The organism is Streptomyces sp. NPDC007084, from assembly GCF_040703595.1.
Taxonomy (GTDB): Bacteria; Actinomycetota; Actinomycetes; order Streptomycetales; family Streptomycetaceae; genus Streptomyces.
The window spans coordinates 1-21,011 of sequence record NZ_JBEYFY010000087.1; the positions used below are offsets into that span (position 1 = coordinate 1).

The window sequence follows — 21,011 nt, forward strand, 5'->3', positions numbered from 1 at the left end:
GTTCCTGGAGGTCGTGCGAGGCGACGTAGGCGAACTGCTCCAGCTCGGCGTTGGAGCGCTTGAGGTCGGCGGACTGGGCGTCGAGGCGCAGCGGTTCGCCGCCCGCGGGCGCGACCCCGAGCACCGGATGCCGGGCCTGCCCGTCGGCGGACCGGTCCGCGGGCAGGGCACCCGGCGCCTCGCCCTCCCGGTGCGGGCCGATCATGACGCTGTACGTCACCGGCCAACTGAACGCGTCGGCCTGCCCCTTGTGCTGGAACCCGCGCTTGACCTGCGTCTCCGTACCGGCGACGGTCTGCCGCGACGGACCGTACGAACCGTCGGCGCCGCCGAGGCCGAACGCCCGCACCGTGTCCACCGGGTTGAGCGCCCGGCGGACGTTGCCGCTGATCCCGCCGGTGTGCTTGCTGCCCCGGGTGACCCCCTTGTCGGCGGCGTGGCCGCGGGTCACCGTGTGCTTGGCCGTCGAGCGTACGGCCCCGTCGTGGGCGCCCGCCGTGGTGTTGGCCCGGATCACCACCTCGTACGTCCGGCCGGGCAGCCCCGGCAGATGGGAGGCGTCCAGGGTGATCCGGAAGGTGCCGTCGAGCAGGTGGCCGCCCTCGGCGCGCAGGCCGGAGCCGGAGACGCGTTCGCGCAGCAGACGCTGGTTCTCCATGGCCTGCGGGGTGACCCGGCCCTCGCCCCCGTCCGGCGGCGGGAGGATGCCGGGGGCCAGCTCGTGCAGCCGCCGCGTGATGTGCCGCTCCAGCTCCAGCGAGCCCGGGACGTCGGTGAACGTGGTGCGGTGGGCGGTCAGCGGCGCGCGCAGGTCCCGGGGCACGGCACGGGTGCCCGGACCGTCCGGCCGGCCTTGTCCGGCCTGGCCGTCGGGCCCGTCCTGGGCGCCGGGCGCCGGTTCCGGGCGGGTCCGGACCCGCAGGACCTCGCCGGTCGGCGTGGCGGGCGGGTTCGCCGCGCCGGGGGCGGCGGCCGGCGGGGCGGGCTCGGGGCGGACCGCGCGCAGACCGTCCGCGCGCGGCGAGAAGTGGTCGCGCAGCACCTCGACGCGGAACCGCACCCGGGTGCCGATCAGGTCGCCGGTGCCCGCGTGCTCGACGCTGCTCTCCAGCGAGAAGGTCTGCTTGCCCTTCTCCTGGTGCGCCTGGCTGTGGGCGTAGGTGTAGCCGCCGGTGACGGTCAGCCAGGTGGACTCCCGTGTCTGCCGGCTCTCCCACAGCCGCCGGGACCCGCCGCCGTTCAGGCCGACCGACCAGGAGGAGCTGTCCGTACGGCCGGTCCCGTGCTCCCCGGTCGCCTTGCTGCTGACGGTGTGCTTGTCGGAGACGGTGCCCTCGTGGACGGAGGTCTCGGGTTCCAGGGTCAGCCGGAGCCAGGCGTGGCCGCCGCCGGAGAGGTCGAGCCGCTTCGAGGTCAGGCCCCAGCCGGCGGCGTGCTCGAAGCCGTCGACGACGTTCTTCGGGGACAGGAAGTCGAGGATGGCGTGGTGGGCGACGCCGTCCGGGCGTTGCTCGCGGGGGAGTTGGCGGAAGACCTCCGTACGGACGGAGTCGAGGCCGGTGATGTCGAGCGGTCGCTCGGCGGCTGCGGCCCAGTCGTGCTGCCGGCCGTTCGCCGGCGCGGGGGCGCCCGGGTCCGCCGTGGGGCGGGCGATCTCGGCGGTGACGTCGCCCACGATGGGCTCGGTGCTCGGCCGGGGCAGCGTATGGCCGTCAGGGGCGATGACGTCGGCCTCGTAGCGGAAGCTGGACACATAGGTGTCGGTCGGACCGGTGAGCGCGGTCTTCGAGGCCGACTCGGAGCCGGTCGTCACCGAGGTGTCGGCGGCGTGCGAGACACCGCCCGCCTTCACCGACGGGGTGACCACGCCGAGTTGGTCCGGATGGCCCGGAACCGGGCGGATCACGACCGGCGCCAGGTCGAGGCCCGCCTCGGAGGTGGTGAGGGAGGTCTTCTTCGGCTCGTCCTGCCGCTTGGCCTCCGCCGTCCGCTCGAACCCCTTGCCGTCGTTCCCCTCGGTCCGGCTCGCGCCGCTCTGCTGGCGCCAGCCCGCCGGGTACGCCCTGAGCACCACGTCGTGCGGGGCGCCGCCGACCCGGAGGCGGAAGTGCCGGCCGCCGTTGACCATCTGGTCGTGCTTCGCACGGAAGGTGGCCGGATCGAACTCGGCGTCGAGCTTCTGTACGACCTGCGGGTCGGTCCGGTACGCGGGCGGCAGCGTCGCGAGGACACGGGCACGCAGCGCCTCGGGGCCGGGCGCGTCCGTGATCTTGATCCCGGCCAGCGACCGCTGGTAGCGGCCGGTCAGCAGCGCCGGCGGGTCTGCGTGCGGTTCCGGAGCCGGGGCCGGGGCCGGGTGCACGACGGGCTCGGGCGGCTCACCCGGCCGGCCGGCGTCACTGGTCGGCGTGGGCGGACTCATGGGGTCGCCGTCCGGCTCGACGACCAGGGGCTCGGGCTCCGGCACGGCCCGCCGCTGGTCCGATGCGGGGTTCGCCATCGGGTTCGCCATCGGGTTCGTCGCAGGTTCCGCCAATGGGTCCGTTGCCGGGTTCGAGTCCGTTTCGGTGAGGGGGAGTTCGGGCGGTACCGCAGTCATTTCCGTTGCGGCGACCTCCGGTTCGGGTCGTACGGTCGCGGACTCGGCCTCCGGCAGCGGCAGTTCGGGTTCGGACCGGTCCGCCGCCGGCAGTTCAGTGTCCGCCCGCTCCGCCGGCGGCAGTTCGGGCTCGGCCCGGCTCCCGGCCGACGTCTCCGGTGCCGTCTCGGCCGCCGTCTCCGTTTCCCTGTCCGGGGTGCCGGTCCGGAGGTCTTCGCGGGGAGGGGCGGGGAGCGCGACAGGCGGCCGGGCGTCGTGGGGTACCACGGGCCGGGCGTGGACGAGTTCTGCGTCGTTCACGCCGGGGCGGAAGCGGAGCAGGGGCTCGCCGCCCTCCTGGTGCGACTCCACGATCTTGGTGAAGATGCCCTTGCTGAACGGCGACGACGGTTCCCAGTCCATGTGGGCGCCGTGCATGACGGCCATGTCGTTCCCGACCATCTCGCCGATCACCCGGTCGTACGGGCTGCCCTTGAGCCGCGTACTGCCGGGCGTGCTGATGTCGAACACGTCGTGGTCGCCGGTGATCTCGCGCCAGCCGCCCTCCCGGTCCCGGCCGAACACGAGCCCGTCCTCGACCTTGAACCTCCCCTCGGCCGCCAGGTTCGCCATGACCGGGGCGAGTGTCTCGAACTCCTCGTTACGCTGCGCGAACCGTGCCTCGACACGGTCCCAGGTCCGGTCGTCGAAGCCGCCGCGCTCGGGCATCCGAGGCCTGAAGTACCCGATCAGGCCGCGGTGTTCGGCCCGGGCGCCGAGGTGGACGTCCACGTCGTTGATCGACTTGGCCTTGATGTCCTTCGGCTTGGGCAGCTTGCCCTGGTCGAGCCAGTCGGGGGCGGTCGGGTTGGTCGGGCGCACGTCGATCCGCAGTTGGTGCTTGGCCGCGATCTCCTTGAACTTGTCGAAGTTCGCCTCGGGCATTCCGTAACGGGCCCGTGCCTCGGCCGGGGTGACCCCGGTGGAGGACAGATGGCGCAGCTCGGCGAAGCCGTCCGTGGTCGGCACGGCCGACAGTGAGGGGTGCTCGGCGTCGGCGCGGGCCCGCCCCTGGGCGGAGGACTCCGCCTCCGCCCAGGGCTGGGCGTCCGTCGGGGCAGGTGCCGGGCGCGTCATCATGGCGGTGCCGTCCGACGGGGCGACTGCACCGCCGGCCCGGGTGTCGTCCGAGGCCTTCGGCTGCGGGGCGCGCGGCGCGAGTTCGCCCCCGCCCGCCTGCGCCTGCTGTGCGGGGCCGCCCTGTGCCTGCTGGGGGTGACCCTGCTGTGCCTGCTGCTGGTAGTAGGCCTGCCAGGCCAGGTTCTGCCGGATCTGGCGCTGGGTCTCCCAGACGACCGGGAAGTGCGGCAGATAACTCTCCACGAAGTCCGCGTACATCTGCGAGGCGCCGTGGGGATAGTTCGCCGGGTCGACCGCGAAGAACCGGTCGATCGGCGCCAGATACTGCTCGACGTCGTATCCGGCCATGGCCTTGTTGGCGCGGATGTGATCCCGCACCGCCTCGTAGCGGCGCCGGGCGTGCTGGAGACGGTCCGTGTCGACGCCGGCATGGCCTTGGCCCCGGCCGTCGAGCCCCAGCTCCTCCCGGATCGACTCCAGGTCGGTGTGGTCGAAACCCCGTTCCCTGCCGTACACGTCGACCGGCTTGCTCCAGCCGGCCCTGGCCGGGTCGGCGGGCGTGTACCCGCTGTACGGCGGCTCGTCGGCTTCGAACTGCTTCGCGTAGCGGCCGGACGCGGTCGGCGGGGCGCTCACGACGACGCGCTCGTACCCGGGGGCGAGGCCGCCCTTGCGGGTCCTGCCGGTGCCGGTGTTGTGCCAGGCCTCCATCCGGCGGGAGCCGGTCGCGTCCGACTCCTCCAAATAGTGGACGTCCTGGCCGATCAGCGCCACGGCCTCCAGGTTCCCCGAGCGGAAGCCGAGGTGCTGCACTCCGTGCCGGCGGTCCAGGTGGTCGTAGAGCCGGAACTGACCGGTGCGGGTGTTGCCGCCCCACGCGGCGAGCCCCGGGTCGGTGCCGCGCCAGAAGCCGGTGACGTGGTGGATGGCGTCGGTGCCCAGTTCGCCGCGCATCTCATGGACCAGCTCGTCCCACTTGCCGCTCTTGGCGGGGTCGGGGTGCGGGTCGCCGGTGATGATCACCGCTTTGTAGCTGTCCCCCAGATTGCGCAGGAGCTGTCGGACACCCTGGAAGCTGGTGTCGTGCTCCATCCGGCTTCTGAGGTCGGACCACTGTGTGGCCTTGCCCGAGAAACGGGACCACAGCACCAGGACGGGCTTGTCGCCTCCCGGTAGGTGGATGCCCTGTCCGGCCAGCCACGCCTCCACCGCCGGATCGTGGTGCGGGCCCAGATCCCACGCGTCGCGGACCTGGTCCCGAAGACCGGCGGAGAACTCCCGCGCGACGTGCTCGGTGCCGTCGGTGACGCCCCACAACTCCTTGACCTGGAACATCTCGCGGAAGGACTTCCGGATCAGCCACTGGTCCCGGGCGATCCGGGTCGCTTCCTGGTTCAGGGCGGGCCAGACGTTGTGGCCCGTCTCCATGCTGGGGACGTCCACGAAGTGGATACGGGAATCGGGGATGCCGCTCTCACGGTAAAAGGCCGCGATGGCGCGGGACTTGTCGCGGACCGGGGCGTGCCCCGGGAGACCCGCGGCCGGTCCACGGGCGATGAGGACGTGCCGGTTCGGGTCGTGCAGCAGTGAGGCCAGGATGCCGAACTGGTCGCCGGAGGCGTAACCGGGCTGCATGATCAGCGAGTTGTTGGGCGCGTACTCCGGCGTGCCGAAGGTGCGCGGGGCGACCTCGGGGGCCTGCTCCCCGCCGCCGGGCCGGTTCTCCTCCCGGATCGCCGGGTCCTGGCTCGCGGACCGGGTCGCGAACCTGGTCCCGTACGCGGATGCGGATGCGGATGCGGATCCGGTCGCGGGCCGGTCGCCGTCCCTGATGCCGTCCCCGCTCGCCGGATGGTCCCGGCCCGCCGGGCCGCCCTCTCCCACCGGGCGGTCCGCTGCCGCCGGGCTGTCCTCGTCGCGCCCCGCGGACTCGTGATCCGGCGCGATGGGCCGGGGCTCACCGCTCCCGTCGGGGGTGCCGTCCCCGGCGTGACGCAGCGGGTCGGACACCGGGTCCACCCACACATGGCTCCGGTCGGTGGCCACGGCGCCGTGCCAGGCGCGCGCCCACTCCTCGTCGTGCGGGAGTCCCGCCGTCGCGGGCTCGGCCGGGCGCGGGCTCGCGGGAGTCTCGTCCAGGTCGCCCACCAGGGCGCCGATCAGCCGCAGATGACGGTCCCGCAGGCCCGCCTGCCGCAGGTTCTCCGGGGCCGCCGCCCGGTAGTCGCCCTGGAGGCTGCCCTCGACGGCGGGGCGGTGCGGAGTGCTCGCGTCCCGGTACTCGTCGCGCAGCCCGATCTGGTGGGCCAACTCGTGCGCGTAGTCGACGGGTTCGGCGTCCGGCCACCACGACCGCTGGTCCATGCCCCGGTCCCGGCCGACGAGGTCCACAGTCAGGTGCGGGTCGTCGCCGGGCCGCGCCCGCAACACCGTCACGTGCAGACGGTCGCCGTTCGGCAGGTGGTAGCCGGGCTCGTTGAGGAACTGCCGGACGCCGTCGGCCATCCGCTCCCATACGGCCCCCGTGTCGTGGCCCTCACCGTCGCCGCGGAACGCGACCCTGACCGTGAGGTCGGTGACCGGGGCCCCCTGGTAGGTGAACCGGCGCGCCTCGAAGGCGGACCGGACGACAAAGCGCGGGGTGCGGTCGAGCCGCATCCGGGGCGGGGGAGCCGACTCGCCGTGCAGGTGGCCCGGCGGTGGGGGAGGGGTGGGGTCGGGCGTGGGCGTCGGCGGGGTGCCGGGACGTGAGGGCGGGGGGTCTCCGGCCGTCACCGGAGTCGACGGGTCCGCCGCTCTGCCGGTGCCGGGCGGCGTGCCGGCGGCCTCCGTCGTCGCGGGCGTCTCCGCCCCGCTGGTCGCCGCCTTCGCCGGACCCTCGGGGGCCTCGGCCGCCTCCGGAGCGGGGGCGTGCTGAGTGGCTCCGGCCGTGGCTGCGGCCGTGCTGGTCCCCACGGCCGTCGTAGCTGTCCCGGCCGTCGCCGTCGCCGTGGTCGTCGTGGTCGCCGGTCGGGCGGACGAGGGAGTCGCCGCTCCTGCGGTCGTGCCGTTGCCGGCCGCCCGGGAGGCCGTCTCGGTGCGCACGGAGGAGGGCCGTGCCTCGGCGGACCGGGCGGGTCCTTCGGACGCTGGCGAGGAACGGGCCGGCTCCGTAGGCGAGTTGGCCGGGGCCGGGCCGCCGGAGGTCGTCGTGGGGCGAGGAGCGGACGAGGCGCCGCTCGCCGTACTCGTGCTCGTGCCCATGCCCGTACTCGCGCCCGCGCCCTGCCTGGTGCCGACGCCGGCGCCTGATCCGACGCCGGAAGGAGTGCCGGTGCGGACGGCCGAGGTCGGACCCGGCGTCGCCGTACGGGATGCCCCCGGACCCCTGGTGCTGGACGAGGACGAGGCGGACGAGGAGGAGGCGGACGATGGGGGCGAGGTGGTGCCGGGGGTGTTCCTGAGGGTGGTGGCGAACCCCGGCAGGCCGCCGTCGAGCGAGCCCGCCCCCGGGGTGTGCGTGCCCTCGGTCGTGCCGTGGACCGCCGGGGCGCTGCCGGTGTTCCGCGCGTGGACTCCGGCCCCGTCGGTCTCGGTGGCGGACCTGGTCGTCGTCGGCCCGTTCTCGCGCACGGTGTGGGAGTTCGTCTCCCCGCCGGTCACGGGCGCCGACTTGGCCGAGGTCGGCGGCGGGTCCGACAGCGCGGCCTTCTCCGCCGTCTCCAGGCCGGGCAGATCGAAGGTGAGCGGGCCGGGCACGTTCACATGGACCGGGTCGACCTCGGTGGTGCCTCCCTTGCCGCCGAAGCGCCGCTTGCCTCCGCCGCCCAGCGCTCCGAGCGCCCCCGCGGAGACCGACGAACCGAACTCGTCCTGGCCGCTCTTGTAGATCCCGTACATGATCCCGGCGGTGCTCAGGCCGGTCGCCGCGCCCAGAACGCCTTTGCCGAGCAGGGAGTGCGCGAACTTCGGGGCCAGCACGCTGCCCGCCCCGAAGAACAGTCCGCCCATGGCCCCGCCGATGGCACCGGAGACGACCGCCGAGACCGTGTTGTCGGTGCTCCACTCGGTGCGGTCGCCCTTGAGGAACTGGATGGTCTGGACGGCCACGTCGAGGCCGACGTTGATGGCCACGCCGGTCGCCACGGAGATGAGCAGCCGCCGCAGGATCATCTTCACCGCGAGGCGCGCCGCGGTGACGGCCAGCGGGATCACCTCGGGCGCGAAGAAGGCCCACTGGGCGATCTGCGCGGCCAGCAGGATGAGCTGGCCGAGGATCATGTACTTGGAGTACTCGACCTGGACGGCGGTGTGCTTGCCGAGCTTGCCCAGTTGGTCCGCGGACTGCGCCATCTCCGGCAGCGTGGACTCCAGTTGGGTGACGAAGCCGCGGAACTCGTCCGCGACCTGCCCGCCCACACTCTCCAGAACACCGTTGCCGGACGCGCCGATCTGCTCGCTGATGCCCTTCAGCTCCTGCGCGGCCTCGTTCCAGGCCTGGCCGAGGGCGTGCAGATTGTCCTCGTCGCCCTTGGGCCAGGCCTGCCCGACCGCCAGCCGGGCGACCCAGGCCAGCTCGGGGGGCATCTCGACGCTCATGTGCTGCCGTGTTCCTCTGTCGGGCCGTGCTCTAGCGGCGGGTGCGGTGCGGTGCGGACTCGTTCACCGTCGCGGACTCGGAGGGCGTGATCGCGCGCAGCGCCTCGACGTTCTGCTCCTCGGTCCGCTCGAAGCCCTTGGCCATGGTGCGGATGCCCTCGACGGTGCTGTCCAAGACGTCACCGACCCCGGTGATGCCGTGCGCGAGCTGCCGCTTGGGCTCGGCGTACTGCTCGTGGAACTGCCGTCCGCTCTCGTCGTCGCCCCAGCACGCGCCGAGCGCGGAGAGCCGGCCGTCCAGCTTGGTCGCGATGGACCGGATCCGTCCGGCCAGCTCCTGGACCTGCGGAGCGGCCTGCCCGAGGCGGTCGGTGTCGACGGAGAACCTGCCGTCACTCATGGGTCTCTCCCTGGAAGCCGTGGTCGACGTAATCGCGTACGGAGTCCGGCATCGCCGGGTCCTCGGGCAGCAGGGCGGCGGGGTCGACCCGGCCCTGGAGCAGATCGGCCACCGTCACCCCGGGCGGCAGCTCACCGGCGAGCACACCGGCGACACCGTCCAGCGCCTCGGAGCGGGCCTGCCGGATGGTGGCGAGCAGCACCTCCGCCAGCTCCTTCGGGGCCATCCGGCGGTAGGCGCCGGTCGGGAACTCGATGGCGGTGACCTCGCCCTGCGCGCCGACGGTCACCTTCACCGTCTGGCGCGGGGCGGTCGCGGTCGACGTCGTCGCGTTGATCCGGCGCCGCGTCTCGGCGGCCTCCTCGCGCTGCCGGCGGTACTGCTCCAGCAGGCCCTCGATCTGCTGGTCGTACGGGCTGGGCACCTGAACTCCTCTCCCTGCGGACGGTGTTGACGGCTCCGGGTCTTGGACCCGGGCGGACTCGGTGGGTGCGGGCCCCGGACGGGGGTGGACTCGGTACGTGCGGGTCCCGGACCGGGGCGGACTCGGTACGGAGTGGTCCAGCACCCGGGCGGACTCAGTACGTCGCGGCGGGGCCGTCGGGGACCGTGCCCCACGTGCTCTCCTCCTGGACCAGCAGGTCCGCGATGCCCCGGCCGGTCTCCTCGGTCTCCTCCTCGGCCTCCCCGTCCGGGTCCTCCGGTTCGAGGCCTCCGTCGCCACACCCCGACACCCCCCGGACGAGGTGTGCCGCGGGCGCGGTCCCGGGGGCCTGCCGCTCCGGCTGCCAGGTGCTCAACGGCTCGCTCGCCGCGCCCCGTTGCTCCTCCTCGGCGGTCTCCCGCGACTCCCGCTCCCCGGCTACCGCCCACAGCAGCGGGACGAAGGCGCCCGCGCCCGCCCCGGCCTCCCACGCGGAGAAGTCCTCCTCGCCGTCGTCGGCCACCGGTCGCGGGACGACGGCACTCCCGTCGTCACCGGGCAGCGGCAGTCCGTCGGAGCCGACCGCGACCGGGGCCGGAGCGGTCGCCGGTTCCGCCACGGCGGCCCCCGGCGTGTGGCCCGGTGCCGTCGCCGTCGACTCCCCGGCGGACTCCGCGCCATCGGCCTCTCCGGTGCCGGTGCCGGTGCCGGTGCCGGCACCGGTGGCGGTGGCGTCTCCGGTGTTGCCGGCGCCCGTGTCCGTGCCCGTACGGGACCCCCGCCCCGTCGTCCCGGACGCTCCGAACCCGGGCAGGTACGGAACCCCGGGGAGGGCGCCCTCCGCCGAGCCGACTTCGTCGCTCTCGGTGTCCTCGCCGCCCTCCCAGGGCTCGGTGCTCTCGTCCAACAGGCCCGAGGCGTCGGTCCGTTCACCGGTCGCGTCCCGGCCCGCACCCGCCGCGCCCATGCCGCCCATGCCGGGCAGGTAGGGCATGCCGCCCGTCGCCAGACCCTCGCCGCCCGCGGCCGCGCCCTCCGTCGAGCCGACCTCGTCGCCGCCGGTCAGCGCCTCGCCCTCCCAGGGCTCCGCGCTCGCGTCGAGCAGCCCGGAGGCGTCCGTGGGCTCCGACGACAGAGCGCCGCCCGAGCCCGTACCGCCCATGCCCGGCATGTACGGCATCCCGGAGGAAGTCGCGAGCTGTGACGGCATTCCGGACTCGGTGGCGAGCCCGTCGGTGAGGCCGCTGTCCAGGCCGCTGTCCAGGCCGCCGGTGAGTCCGTCGGTGAGTCCGTCGGTGAGTCCGTCGGTGAGGCCGTCTCCAAGGCCGTCGGTGAGACCGGTGTCCCCGAACGCCTCGGGGTCGGCCGTCGACAGACCGTCGAAGGCGCCCTTCCCGGTGCCCAGTCGGCCGGTCCCCGGTCCGCCGAGTCCGCCCAGGCCGCCGAGGCCCGGGAACGAGACGGGATTGAGCGCGTTGTCCAGCGCCGACGGATCGAGTCCGTCGAGTCCGTCGAGGCCGAGGTCGCCGAGTCCGGTGCCGTCCGGACCCGGACCGTCGAGCCCGGTGCCGCCCGGGCCGATGCCGTCCAGGCCCGTGCCGTCCAGCGCGGACGGATCGCCGGGGAATCCCGTCAGGTCGCCGGACGGGTCAAGACCGCCCAGGCCGCCCAGCCCGTCGGGCCCGCCCAGGCCGCCGATGCCCTCGCCGGTGTCGAGCCCCTTGTCCAGCGCGGTGTCCGTCAGGCCCGACAGGTCCGAGAGGTCGCCCGTGTTCCCGATCCCCTCGTCCGGTCCGCCGAGGTCGGGACCGTCGTCCGGCGGGCCGTCGCCGGTGCCGGGACCCTGCGGGTTGTTGGCGGGAGAGTTCACCGGCACGGGGTTGACGATGTTGTCCGTGGTGACCTGGTAGGTGTGCGCCAGACTCTTGAGGACGCTGCGCATATCCTCGTTCATCATCTGGACGAGTTCGGGCTTCTGGCTGATCGGGATCAGCCCGTTCGACATCGGCCTGACGCCCATCGCGATCGCCTGGTCGGCGTACCAGGTGTCGATCTCGGCGAGCTTGTTCTGCGCGCTCCGCAGGGTGATCGCGTTGTTCGCCAGTTGGTGGGGGACCGAGCGGTCACCGGTCGAACCCCCGGCCAGGACATCGGCGTTGGCCTTCACCTGCCGGGAGAAGTTGGTCATCATGTCGAGGAAGGAGTCGGCGGCGGCCCCGCTCCACGGCCCGTTCTCGCCCGCGAGCGCCTTGGCCTGGTCGACCAGGCTCTTGGTGATGCCCTCCAGGGTCCGCTGCACGTGGTAGAAGGCGTTGGCGGCGTCCATGAGCGACTGCGGGTCGGCGACGGCACGGGCGTGGGCCACGTTGGCGTCGTTCGAGACGCCCGCGGCCATGCCGGTGATGGCCGCCTTGATCTGCTTCCAGTCCCAGTTGTCGTAGTCGTGGATGCTGCCGTTGGACGAGCCGTCGGGGTTGCCGAAGATCGTGCCGTCGTCGCCCTGGTGGAAGCCGCCGCTGTTGTAGTCCGCCACTGTCGTCTCCTGTACGCACCTGTGCCGTGTCCGCCGTACGTACCTGTGCCGAGTCCTCCGGACGCACCTGTGCCGAGTCCGCCGTCCCGCCCCGGGTCCCGGCCGCCGGGATACGGCTCAGGCGGGGGCCGGGGTGTTCGTCGTGGGGTTGCCGGGGCCGGTCATCCCGGTGCCGCCGTTCGAGGTCATCATGGTGTTGAAGTCGTTGGCGGTGTTGCCGAGCGCGGTCGCGAGGTCGGTGGCCGTCATGTTGTTGGCCTCCTCCGTCGTCCCGTAGTCGTGACTGAGCTGCTTCACCCCGTCCCGCAGATCCGTGAGCCCCTTGACCAGGGCGGACAGCGCGTCCCCGTAACTCTTCTTCAGGCCCGCGTCGGCGTTCGGGCCGTTGACCTCCGTGCGCATCACGTTGGCGTGGTAGAACGCGCCCGGGGCGATCGAGACGTCCGCGAGACCGTCGGCGACGTCCCGCACCGGCTGGATCAGCAGGCCGATGTTGGTGGCGAACAGCTCCATCGACGGCGTACTGACCGAGGTCCCGTTCGAGCCGTTCCCGCCCGGCACCGGCGGCGGCACGAACGGGTGGGGGTCGCTGAGAATGCCCGGACCGTGCAGGACGTCCGTGCCACCGTGGTAGTGGTGGTCGTCGCCGCCCTGGTGGGAGCTGGTCGTGCCGTGGTCGCCGCCGCTGTTGTCGGAGTCGTTGTTGTGCCGGTCGGCTGCCTCGTCCGTGGTCGCCATGTCACTGGTCCCAGAGGCTCACACCGTGCCGCTCACCCGCGTGGTAGGCCTCGTTGATGTGGCCGAGCGAGTTCGTGGCGTTCTGGGCCTGGGTCACCATGTCGGCGGCGGCCGTGTCCCACTTCAGCTTGACGGTGTCGTACGTGCTGCGCGCGTCGCTGGTCCACTCGCTGAGGTGGATCTTCGTGCTGTCGTCCAGGTCGGTCAGCGTCTCCTGGATCTTCTTGCTGATCGCGGCCATCTCACCGACGACGTACTCGATCTGGTTCATCTGCACGGTGTACGTGGGCATCGCGGGCTCCTCGCTGTGAACGGGTGTGTGAGGGAAGGGAGTTGACTAGAAGCCCGGGAGGGGCTGCGTCATGCTCTTGTGGAGGGTGTTCGCCGTGTCCGTGGTGGCCTGGTGCGTGGTCGTGTACGTGCCCGTGTTGGCCTGGAGCTTCTCCAGCATCAGGCCGAGCTGGGCGCGCACGGTCGCGAAGTCCCGCAGCCAGGTGTCCATCGCGCCCTGGTAGGTGCTCGCCGCCTCGCCGGTCCAGCTCGCCCGCAGCGCGTCGATCTGGCTCTGCATCTGCGTGTAGCTGCTGTTGGCCTCGTCCAGCGCGGACTGGAAGCTGCCCTGGGCGGACTTCATGCCCGCGATGTTCACCGATGCTTCTGTGTTGCCGGCCATGGCCGTTCCTCTCCTTGGTGGGGTCGTCGGTCGTCACGATCGTCGTCGGGGCCGGCGGCGGTCGTTGACCGGATTCCGGGCACGCTGCCCGACCGACCGCAGATCTCTGCCCGTTCGTCCCGTCAGGGCGCCACCAGCGTGGCCGCGGGCACCGGGAGGTCCCCGGCGAGGTCGTCCAGCACCAGGCGGCGGGCGCGGGCGCGTGCGGCGATCCGGTCGGCCAGCCGGTGCGCGCCATGGGCGCCGTGCGCCGGGTCCTGGCCCGCCAGTGCCGCCGTCACCTCGTCACCGGCCTCGAAACCGAGCACGGTCAGCCGCCGGCGGGTGAGTTCGGCGAGCCCGGCGCCCGTCCAGGCGGGCAGCCGCAGATACTCGGCGAAAGCCGCCGCCAGATCCGTACGGTCCCGGAGCAGATCCATCAGGTGGGGTGCGCTGCCGGACAGCACCAGAACGGCGTCGTGCGCTTCGCGTGACGCGGCCTGGCCGGCCAACGCGTCGACCACGGCGTCCCGTTCGGCGGCCGGACGCCGCTCGAAGGCGGCGTCGGCCTCGACGACGAGCAGACCGCCCGCCGCTTCCCGGAAGGTGTGGTCCAGATACGCGTGCGGCTGCTCCGGCCACCGGGCCGGGACGGTGGACAGCGGCATGTGGCCGAACGCCCCGGAGGCCACCACGCCGTGTTCGGCCAGCGCCCGCCCGTAGGCGGCGGCCACGGCACGGCGTCCGCTGCCGGGGGCGCCCTCCAGGATGACGTCGGCGAGTCCCGCGGTGCCCTGCCCGAGTCCGACGAGCGTCTCGACCCGGGCGGCCAGCGCCTCGGTGACCGGTCCGAGACCGGTGAGCGCGGCCAGATGACGGCCGGCCCGCGCGGAGACGGGTGGGGTCTCGGAGCCGGGTGGAGTCTTGGGGACGGGTGGAGTCTCGGGGAGGGGCGGGGCCGGGGTCGGTGGTGTCGGGGTCGACTGGGGCGGGGCGGCCGGGTCCGAGGTGGGACGGGCCGGGGCGGCCGGGTCCGAGGTGGGACGGGCCGGGGCGGCCGGGTCCGGGGCGGCCGGGGGAGAGGTGGGCGCCAACTCCGGCCTCACCGACCGGGTTTGGCCGTGGACCGGTGTCTCCGGTCGTGTCTGCCCCGACGGCGTGGGTGCCTGCGGCGCCGGGGTGACGTCGGCGGCGGTCAGCCGGCTCAGGTCGCTGTCGTGCTCCGGCGGCTGCGCGGCCAGCCGGGACGCCTGGGCGCTGATCATCGACTCGAAGACCTGCCGGGCGACACGGCCGTTGCCGAACGTCGGCCCCTTGGGGACCTCCTCGAAGTAGCGCGACAGCGCCTCCAGGGCGTCGTCGGCCAGTTCGTAGTAGTGCTTGGCGCACAACCCCCGCACGATGGTGACCAGTTCCTCCGGCGCGTAGTTGGGGAACTCCACCGTGCGGGCGAACCGCGAGGCCATGCCGGGGTTGGAGGCGAGAAAGCGGTCCATGTGCTCGGAGTAGCCCGCCGCGATCACCACGATCTCGTCGCGGTGGTCCTCCATCAGCTTCATCAGGGACTCGACCGCCTCCTGGCCGAAGTCCGGTCCCGTGCCCCGCGACTGGTTGGTCAGGGTGTACGCCTCGTCGATGAACAGCACCCCGCCCAGCGCCCGGTTGAACACCTCGGTCGTCTTGATGGCGGTGCCGCCGATGATCTGGGCGACCAGGTCGGCGCGCGCCACCTCCACGATGTGACCCTTGCTGAGGATGCCCAGCTCCGCGAGGACCGCCCCGTACAGCCGGGCCACTGTCGTCTTGCCGGTGCCGGGCGGCCCCGCGAAGACCAGATGGCGGCTCATCGGCGGCATGGGCAGACCCATCTCGGTCCGCCGCTTGGTCATCTTGTTGAGGTTGATCAGCCCGGTGACCTCGTGCTTCACGCTCTCCAGGCCGACCAGGGCCTCCAGTTCGGCGAGCGGGCCCGTACCGGAGCGGGGAGCCTCCGCGTCCGGGGGGAAGGCCGCCGGGCCAGGGTCCGCCGCGGTGCCCGACGCGGTGTCCGCCGTCGTACGGTCCTTGGCGTTGTCGGAGACGGCGCAGTTGCTCAGTTCGGTGCGGGCGTTGGCGTGGGCGTTGACGCCGTGTCCGTTCGCGCCGGTCATCCGGCAGCCGACGGCGGTGAGGGAGCCGCCCGCCAGCACCCGCACGGCGTCGGCCGCCGAGCCGGTGAACTCGCTGTCATGCGCGGTCAGTTCCGCGCCCTCGCCGACGACGGCCCCGCAGTCGCGCAGCGCGCAGCCCGCCAGATACGCGCTCGACTCCCCGGCGAGCGCCAGCCCCTCGCCGCCGCTCAGGGTGATCGTGGCGTCCCGCAGGGTCAGCCGGGCGCCGCCCTGGGCGCGGACCCCGGCGCCCGACGCACCGGCCACGGTGAGGCGTTCCAGTTCGGCGGTCCCGGAGTCGGCGGCCTGGACGGCGGCGGTCGCCGCGTCCCGGACCACAAGTCCCGTGGCCGTGACCGTCGTCGCCGCGCCGGTGACGTGCAGTCCGACCGGGCTGCCGGTGATCTCGCAGTCCTCCAGACGGGGCCGGGCGCCCCCGGCGGCCTGGAGACCGCTGCGCGCCGCGCCGGTCATCGAGCAGCCCCGCAGATGGGGCGCGGCGCCGTCGGCGATGTGCACCGACTGCCCGGCCGACCCGGAGAAGGCGCAGTCGGTGAGCGAGGTCTCGCCCCGGCTCGTGAGATAGGCGTCCAGCACGGCGCTGCCGGTGACGGTGACCCCGCGCAGCGCGGCCCGCGCCTCCTGCTCGACGGCCACCGCGGGCTTGCCGCTCCCGCTGATCCGGGTGGACTCGACGGTCGCGGAGGCGCCCCCGTTGACACAGACGCCGTTGCCGCGCGGACGGTCGAGACGGCAGCCCCGTACGTCCAGACGGCCCTGCTCCGCGACCACGACCGCCGACGAGCCCGCCTCGGTGATCTCCGTGTCCTCCAGCACGTTCCCGCCGCGCGAGGTGACGACCACACCCGCGCCGTTCGGATTGGTGACCCGGCAGCCGCGGGCGGCCAGCACGCCCTCGTTCCACGCGAGCACCGCCGTCCACGCGGCGCCCTCGACGGCACAGCCGTCCAGCGCCGCCTGCCCGCGCCGCAGGTCCAGCACCGGCGCGTCCGGGTCCGCGCCGGACAGCACGAGCCCGGAGAGCTGGACCGCCTCCGCGTCCACCACGACGGTGCTCCCGGCCGCCGCGTGCACCCGTACGGACCCGGCGCCGCCCTCGGCGGCCACGGTCACCGGGCGGGTGATGTCGAGCGCCTCCTCGTAGCGGCCGGCGGCCACTGTGACGAGCGCCCCGTCGGCGGCCTCGGCCAGCGCGCCGGAGATCGTACGGTGGGCACCCGGGCGGTCCGGGGACACCAACAGGACTTGCCTGCTCACGGCTTGGCTCCTTCTGTACGACCCGCACGCCCCGCGGCGGGGGTGAGGATCAGTCCGGGCGGATCGGCGCTCTCCGCCGTGGCGTCGGTGCCGGCCTTCTCCAGGGCGTCGAGGATGTTCCCCAGGCCCTTGAGGGCGATCTCGTCGAGCTTCACTCGCTGGAGGTCGACCCGGCCGTCCTCGGCGATCTCCGACGGTGACACCTCCCGCAGCAGCACGGCGTCGCCCACCGTGCGCAGCACCTTGAAGGACGTGCCCGGCAGGAACACCACACGGTCCGGCACGGCCGCGTCCAGCGCGCCTGTCCGGCGGGCCGTCATCGACCAGATCAGGACGTCGGCGGCACCCCCGCCCCGGGGCCCCGGGTGCAACGAGGTCCGGGCATGGCAGAACGCCCACTCGGTGACCAGCCTGCCGTCCCGGTACCAGGCACGCTCCGCGTCGGTCAGGCGTGTCCGCAGCAGCGCCGGGCCCCGGTAGGAGGGCAGTCTGCGCAGCCCGGCCGTCACACAGCGGGCCAGCGGTACGTGCGGACCGGCGGTCGCGGTCCGTACGGCGGCGTCGGCCAACCGGCTGTCGCCCGACAAGTACAGCCGCACGGCGACCAGTTCGGTCAGCGCGTCCGCCGCCTCCGTCCTCGAACCGCCACGCAGGCCGGGCGACTCGGACATCATCCGCGACACCGAACCGGCCGTCGCGTTGTACTGCTCGCTGAACGTCCGCCGCACCCAGTCCCGTTCCTGCGCGACACCCCGCTCGGGCGGCAGCGCACAGGCCGCCGTCCTGGGCACGGGCTGCACACGCACGCCGGGCGGGGCCGCGGCCGGGGCCGGCTTGCTCGCCGGGGCGGGGGCGGCGCCGGGAGCGGCCACCGGGGGCCGGACCTCCGGCGGCACGGCAGGCGCCGACACGGTCTCCGGCTCGGGGACGGGCGCGCCCGACTCCAGCCGGAAACGGGGGGCGGCGGGGCGTACGGGGCGCGGGGCGGGGACGGGGACGGGGACGGGGTTCACAGTCCCCGTCTCGGGGCGCGGCTCAACTACTTGGCTTGGAACGGCTGTTGGCGCCGCCACGTCGCCGGGGAGCCCGGCCTCCGGGTCCGTCTCCGGCTCCGCCCTTGTCTCCGTTTCCGCCTCTGTCTCCGTCTCCGGGACCGGGACGGGCCCGTTCACCCGCGCCGGTGCCGGCTCCCCAGCCGCGAGCGTCGCCGAAGTCGCCTGTGGGGCAGGGGAGTCGGGCCATGAAGCCGTGGCCGGAGCCTGCGGTTCGGCGGCACCGGCGGCGGGTGCCGAGCCGCTGGACACCGAGCCCCCGGACTCCGTCCGTATGCGCGGCACGGACTCCCTGGACGAAATCCGTGCGGTCGGCACCGGGGCGGTAACGGTCTCCCGGGCTTCGGGGGTCTCCGGGATCTCAGCCGTCTCCGTCGGCTCCGGGTTCTCCGATTCCGGGTCGGCCGCCGACTCCCCGTCAGGCACCATGCCCGCGACCGACTGCCCGTCAGGTACCGTGCCCGCGACCGACTGCCCGTCAGGTACCGTGCCCGCGACCGACTGCCCGTCAGGTACCGTGCCCGCGACCGACTGCCCGTCAGGCACCGTGCCCCCGACCGACTCCCCGACCGCCGCCGCACTGTCCGGAATCCCTGCTGGATGTTCCGGAATCCCCGCCGCCCTGTCCGGAACCGCCGCCGGACCATCCGTCCCGTCCGTGCCCCGCGCCGGGGTGTACCTCGTGTGGTCCGGCATCCCGCTGTGGCCGTCCTGGCCGGGCGCGCCGGAGGGCAGGTCCGTGTACAGGACGACCTCGTGGTCCAGGGCGTTGGCGAGGCCCTGTCCGGGGGCGAGGGAGTCGGGGGTGTCGAGGGTGCCGTACAGGACGAACCGCACGGCGGAGCGGGCGTTGGGCAGGACGCCGGCCCAGTAGTCGGCCACGTCGTCGACGGGGAGCGGAGCCGTTCCGGGGCTGCCGAGGACGACGAGAAGGTTCCGGGTGTCGGTGGGGACGGTCTCGACGGCGCGCCGGTCACGCTCGGCGAGCGGGTCGCGCTCGGCGAGCGGGTTGCCGGGGCCTACCCCGTCGGCCCGCAACCAGACGCCGGACGGCACCGGTTGGGCGGTCGTGCGGGTACCGGCCGGGCGCGGGCGGGCCGGTACGGAGAACTCCCAGTGCGGCTTCGGGAACCGCTGGGAGTCGGGCTCGAAAGCGCGTCCCGGCCGGAATCGCAGCCACGCCGCGCCCTGGTCGCCGGGGACGAACAGTCCGCCCGCGAGGGTCGGGACGAGGGCGCCGTCCGGGGCGAGGACCTCGCGGCCGAGCCGGTCGGCGATCCGCCCGGCGGCCGTCCGTACGTCCTCGCCCCTGCCCCGGCCGAAGACCAGCCGCAGGCTGCCGTACCGGGAGGAGGACAGCACCTTGGCGACCGCCGCCCACTCGTCCGCGAGGACCCGCGCCGGCAGGTCGACCACGACGAGGGTGTGCAGCGGATCGCGCGCGAGGCCGCCCGCGAAACCCGCCGCCCGCTCGTCCAGCCGGCCCTTGGGGTGGACGAGGAGGGCGTCGCCGACCGGTGTGGCGCGCAGCTTGAGCCGGCCCATCGGAATCAGCCCTTTCCGGCGGCGGAGCGGCTGAGCACCGGACCGTCGGGCAGGAGGGCGAGGACGTCGGCGGGCAGGGTGAGCCGGTGCTTGGTGTCGGCGAGGCCGAGGGCGCGCGCGGCGGCGTCGTCGGCGATCCGGTACTTCACGCCCTGCTCGGTGACGAGGTAGCGGGTGCCGCCGGCGGCGGGGACGGCCAGGACCCCGGCCCCGGCGGGCAGCGCGACCCGCCGGTCGGCGACCTCGGACACGGTCAACCGGCTCCGCCCGTCCGGGCGTTGTTCCAGGCAGACGGTCTTGCCGTCGAGCGGGCGGGCGCCGACGACATCGGGAATTCGGTCGGTGGGGCCGCGTTCGGCGGACACCCGGGCGACCGCGATGTCCGCCTGGGTGACCTGCCGCGGCTCGGGCGCGCCGGGGCGGGCGGCGAGCAGCGCGAACGCGGTCGCGTTGACCGGGACGAGCCCGTCGGAGCGCAGCAGGTAGCGGTGCTCGGTGCCGCCCGCGCTGGTGCGGAAGAGCTGACCGACCCGGGCGGCCTGTCCGGCGACCTTCCCGGCCGGCTTCCCGGCGCCGGGCGGTACGGGCGCGGTGAGCGCGGCACCCGTGGGGACGGCGGCGAGCCAGTCGGCGGCGGCCGTCAGCGGTGTCTGGTCGTCCAGGCCGAGCGCGATGAGGGCGGAGGCGTCGGGCACCGGGTGCTTGACCCCGCGGACGAGCAGATAGCGCGCGTTCTTCGGGCCCTTGAGCAGTACTTGGCGGCCGGCGGGCAGTGGGCGCAGCGCGGCGGCCGACGGGCCGAACGCGAGGGTCTGCCCGACGACGCGGGACCCGGTGCCCGGCAGGCAGCGCGCCCAGGGGCCGGCCGACAGCGCGGACGCGTCCGGCACCGTGTCGGGTGCGCCGGGGATGCCGACCGGGCCGCCGTGCGGCACCCCGGCGAGGGACTTCGCGGAGAGGGACTTCGGGGCCGACCGCTTGCCCGCGATGAGCAGCGCGGAGGCGTAGTTGCGGGTCGGGCGCAGGACGCCGCCCGCGTAGACGTAGCGGTTGCCGGTGTCCTTCTCCAGGACGACGGCCCCGTCCTTGCGCCAGTCGTCCTTCGCGACGGGGGAGATCAGCCCGTACACACCGAACCCGGCGCACAGCAGCACCACCACCCCCACCCCGAACACGGAGCCGAGGGCGGACCGCCGCGTCGGGCTGTCGCCCCGTCCGGGGTCGCCGCTGACCAGGGCCGAGGCGAGCCGGCCCATGGCGAACTGGTACGCCTGTACGTGATCGCGTCGAGTCTGCACGGTCGTCCGCCCTAGCCCGCGAGGCCGCGGAAGTACGTGTACGCGTGGAGGACCTGGAGCAGCAGCGGCAGCAGGGCGATCGCCGTGACGATCTCCAGCAGGTCGCCGAGGTGGCCCCAGATGGGCAGCAGCCGGGCACGCGGCAGCCGCCAAGCGCCGACCAGCAGCAGGACGGCCGCGGCCAGCAGCACCCCGAGGGCGACGACCCGGCCGGCCGGCCCGCTCGCGGCGGTGCGGACGACGAGCACGAGGACCAGCCCGTACGCCCCGGCCAGCACGGCGGGCACCCGCTGGAGGGTGCCGTTGGTGCCGCGCGCGCGAAGCAGCACGGCGAGGCTCAGGGCCAGGGGCAGCAGCCAGCCGGTCCAGCCGTGCTCCCCGGCCGTCAGCAGCCACAGGGCGACGGCCCAGACCAGCGCGGACGCGATGCCGATCATGTCGAGACAGGCGGTGGCGACGGACACGCGCAGCGCCACCCGCGCGTCCGGCTCCGGTTCGATGTCGAGCTGGAGTTCCCGCGCGTCGTGCGGGAGTTGGGGCACCCGCAGCCGGGCGGTGCGCAGGGCCAGCCGGGGCGCGAGATGGCCGAGCACGAACAGGGCCACGGCGACCACGGCGGCGGCCTGGTCACCGCGCAGCCCGGCG

At 74.1% G+C, this 21,011-nt stretch carries 10 protein-coding genes and 1 pseudogene; all 11 read right to left on the minus strand.

Annotation, left to right across the window (positions count from 1 at the left end; all coding sequences use genetic code 11):
- Nucleotides 1-8,296, minus strand: an 8,296-nt coding sequence (locus AB0912_RS34185; RefSeq protein ID WP_366706901.1) for a hypothetical protein, incomplete at its 3' end; no start/stop codon positions are given.
- Between the two features lie 31 nt (nt 8,297-8,327).
- Complete coding sequence (locus tag AB0912_RS34190) at nt 8,328-8,696, minus strand: WXG100 family type VII secretion target (RefSeq protein ID WP_366706903.1); 369 nt, start codon at nt 8,694-8,696, stop codon at nt 8,328-8,330.
- Nucleotides 8,689-9,120, minus strand: coding sequence for a YbaB/EbfC family nucleoid-associated protein (locus AB0912_RS34195; protein ID WP_366706905.1), 432 nt, complete (start codon nt 9,118-9,120; stop codon nt 8,689-8,691). The genes AB0912_RS34190 and AB0912_RS34195 overlap by 8 nt, the downstream gene beginning before the upstream one ends.
- A 154-nt stretch (nt 9,121-9,274) precedes the next feature.
- Complete coding sequence (locus tag AB0912_RS34200) at nt 9,275-11,653, minus strand: hypothetical protein (protein ID WP_366706907.1); 2,379 nt, start codon at nt 11,651-11,653, stop codon at nt 9,275-9,277.
- Between the two features lie 117 nt (nt 11,654-11,770).
- Nucleotides 11,771-12,391 (minus strand): hypothetical protein, encoded by a 621-nt coding sequence (locus AB0912_RS34205; RefSeq protein ID WP_366706909.1) that lies wholly within the window; start codon nt 12,389-12,391, stop codon nt 11,771-11,773.
- Between the two features lies 1 nt (nt 12,392).
- Entirely contained in the window at nt 12,393-12,683 is a 291-nt protein-coding gene (locus AB0912_RS34210) for a WXG100 family type VII secretion target (protein WP_366706911.1), read from the minus strand.
- A 45-nt stretch (nt 12,684-12,728) separates the two neighbouring features.
- Nucleotides 12,729-13,064 carry a WXG100 family type VII secretion target gene (locus AB0912_RS34215; RefSeq protein ID WP_366706913.1) on the minus strand — a complete coding sequence of 112 codons (336 nt, stop codon included), beginning with the start codon at nt 13,062-13,064 and terminating at the stop codon, nt 12,729-12,731.
- A 122-nt stretch (nt 13,065-13,186) separates the two neighbouring features.
- Complete coding sequence (locus AB0912_RS34220; RefSeq protein WP_366706915.1) at nt 13,187-16,471, minus strand: right-handed parallel beta-helix repeat-containing protein; 3,285 nt, start codon at nt 16,469-16,471, stop codon at nt 13,187-13,189.
- Nucleotides 16,468-19,068 carry a hypothetical protein gene (locus AB0912_RS34225; protein WP_366706917.1) on the minus strand — a complete coding sequence of 867 codons (2,601 nt, stop codon included), beginning with the start codon at nt 19,066-19,068 and terminating at the stop codon, nt 16,468-16,470. The genes AB0912_RS34220 and AB0912_RS34225 overlap by 4 nt, the downstream gene beginning before the upstream one ends.
- 5 nt (nt 19,069-19,073) lie before the next feature.
- Entirely contained in the window at nt 19,074-20,366 is a 1,293-nt protein-coding gene (gene eccB / locus AB0912_RS34230; protein ID WP_366706919.1) for a type VII secretion protein EccB, read from the minus strand.
- 11 nt (nt 20,367-20,377) lie between these two features.
- A pseudogene (locus AB0912_RS34235) lies at nt 20,378-21,011 on the minus strand (type VII secretion integral membrane protein EccD); the annotation flags it as partial.

Bases quoted from the DNA above. Each gene is read 5' to 3' on its own strand.
- AB0912_RS34190 (WP_366706903.1), bottom strand. From the start codon at position 8,696: ATGAGTGACGGCAGGTTCTCCGTCGACACCGACCGCCTCGGGCAGGCC.
- AB0912_RS34205 (WP_366706909.1), bottom strand. From the start codon at position 12,391: ATGGCGACCACGGACGAGGCAGCCGACCGGCACAACAACGACTCCGAC.
- AB0912_RS34215 (WP_366706913.1), bottom strand. From the start codon at position 13,064: ATGGCCGGCAACACAGAAGCATCGGTGAACATCGCGGGCATGAAGTCC.
- AB0912_RS34210 (WP_366706911.1), bottom strand. From the start codon at position 12,683: ATGCCCACGTACACCGTGCAGATGAACCAGATCGAGTACGTCGTCGGT.
- AB0912_RS34225 (WP_366706917.1), bottom strand. From the start codon at position 19,068: ATGGGCCGGCTCAAGCTGCGCGCCACACCGGTCGGCGACGCCCTCCTC.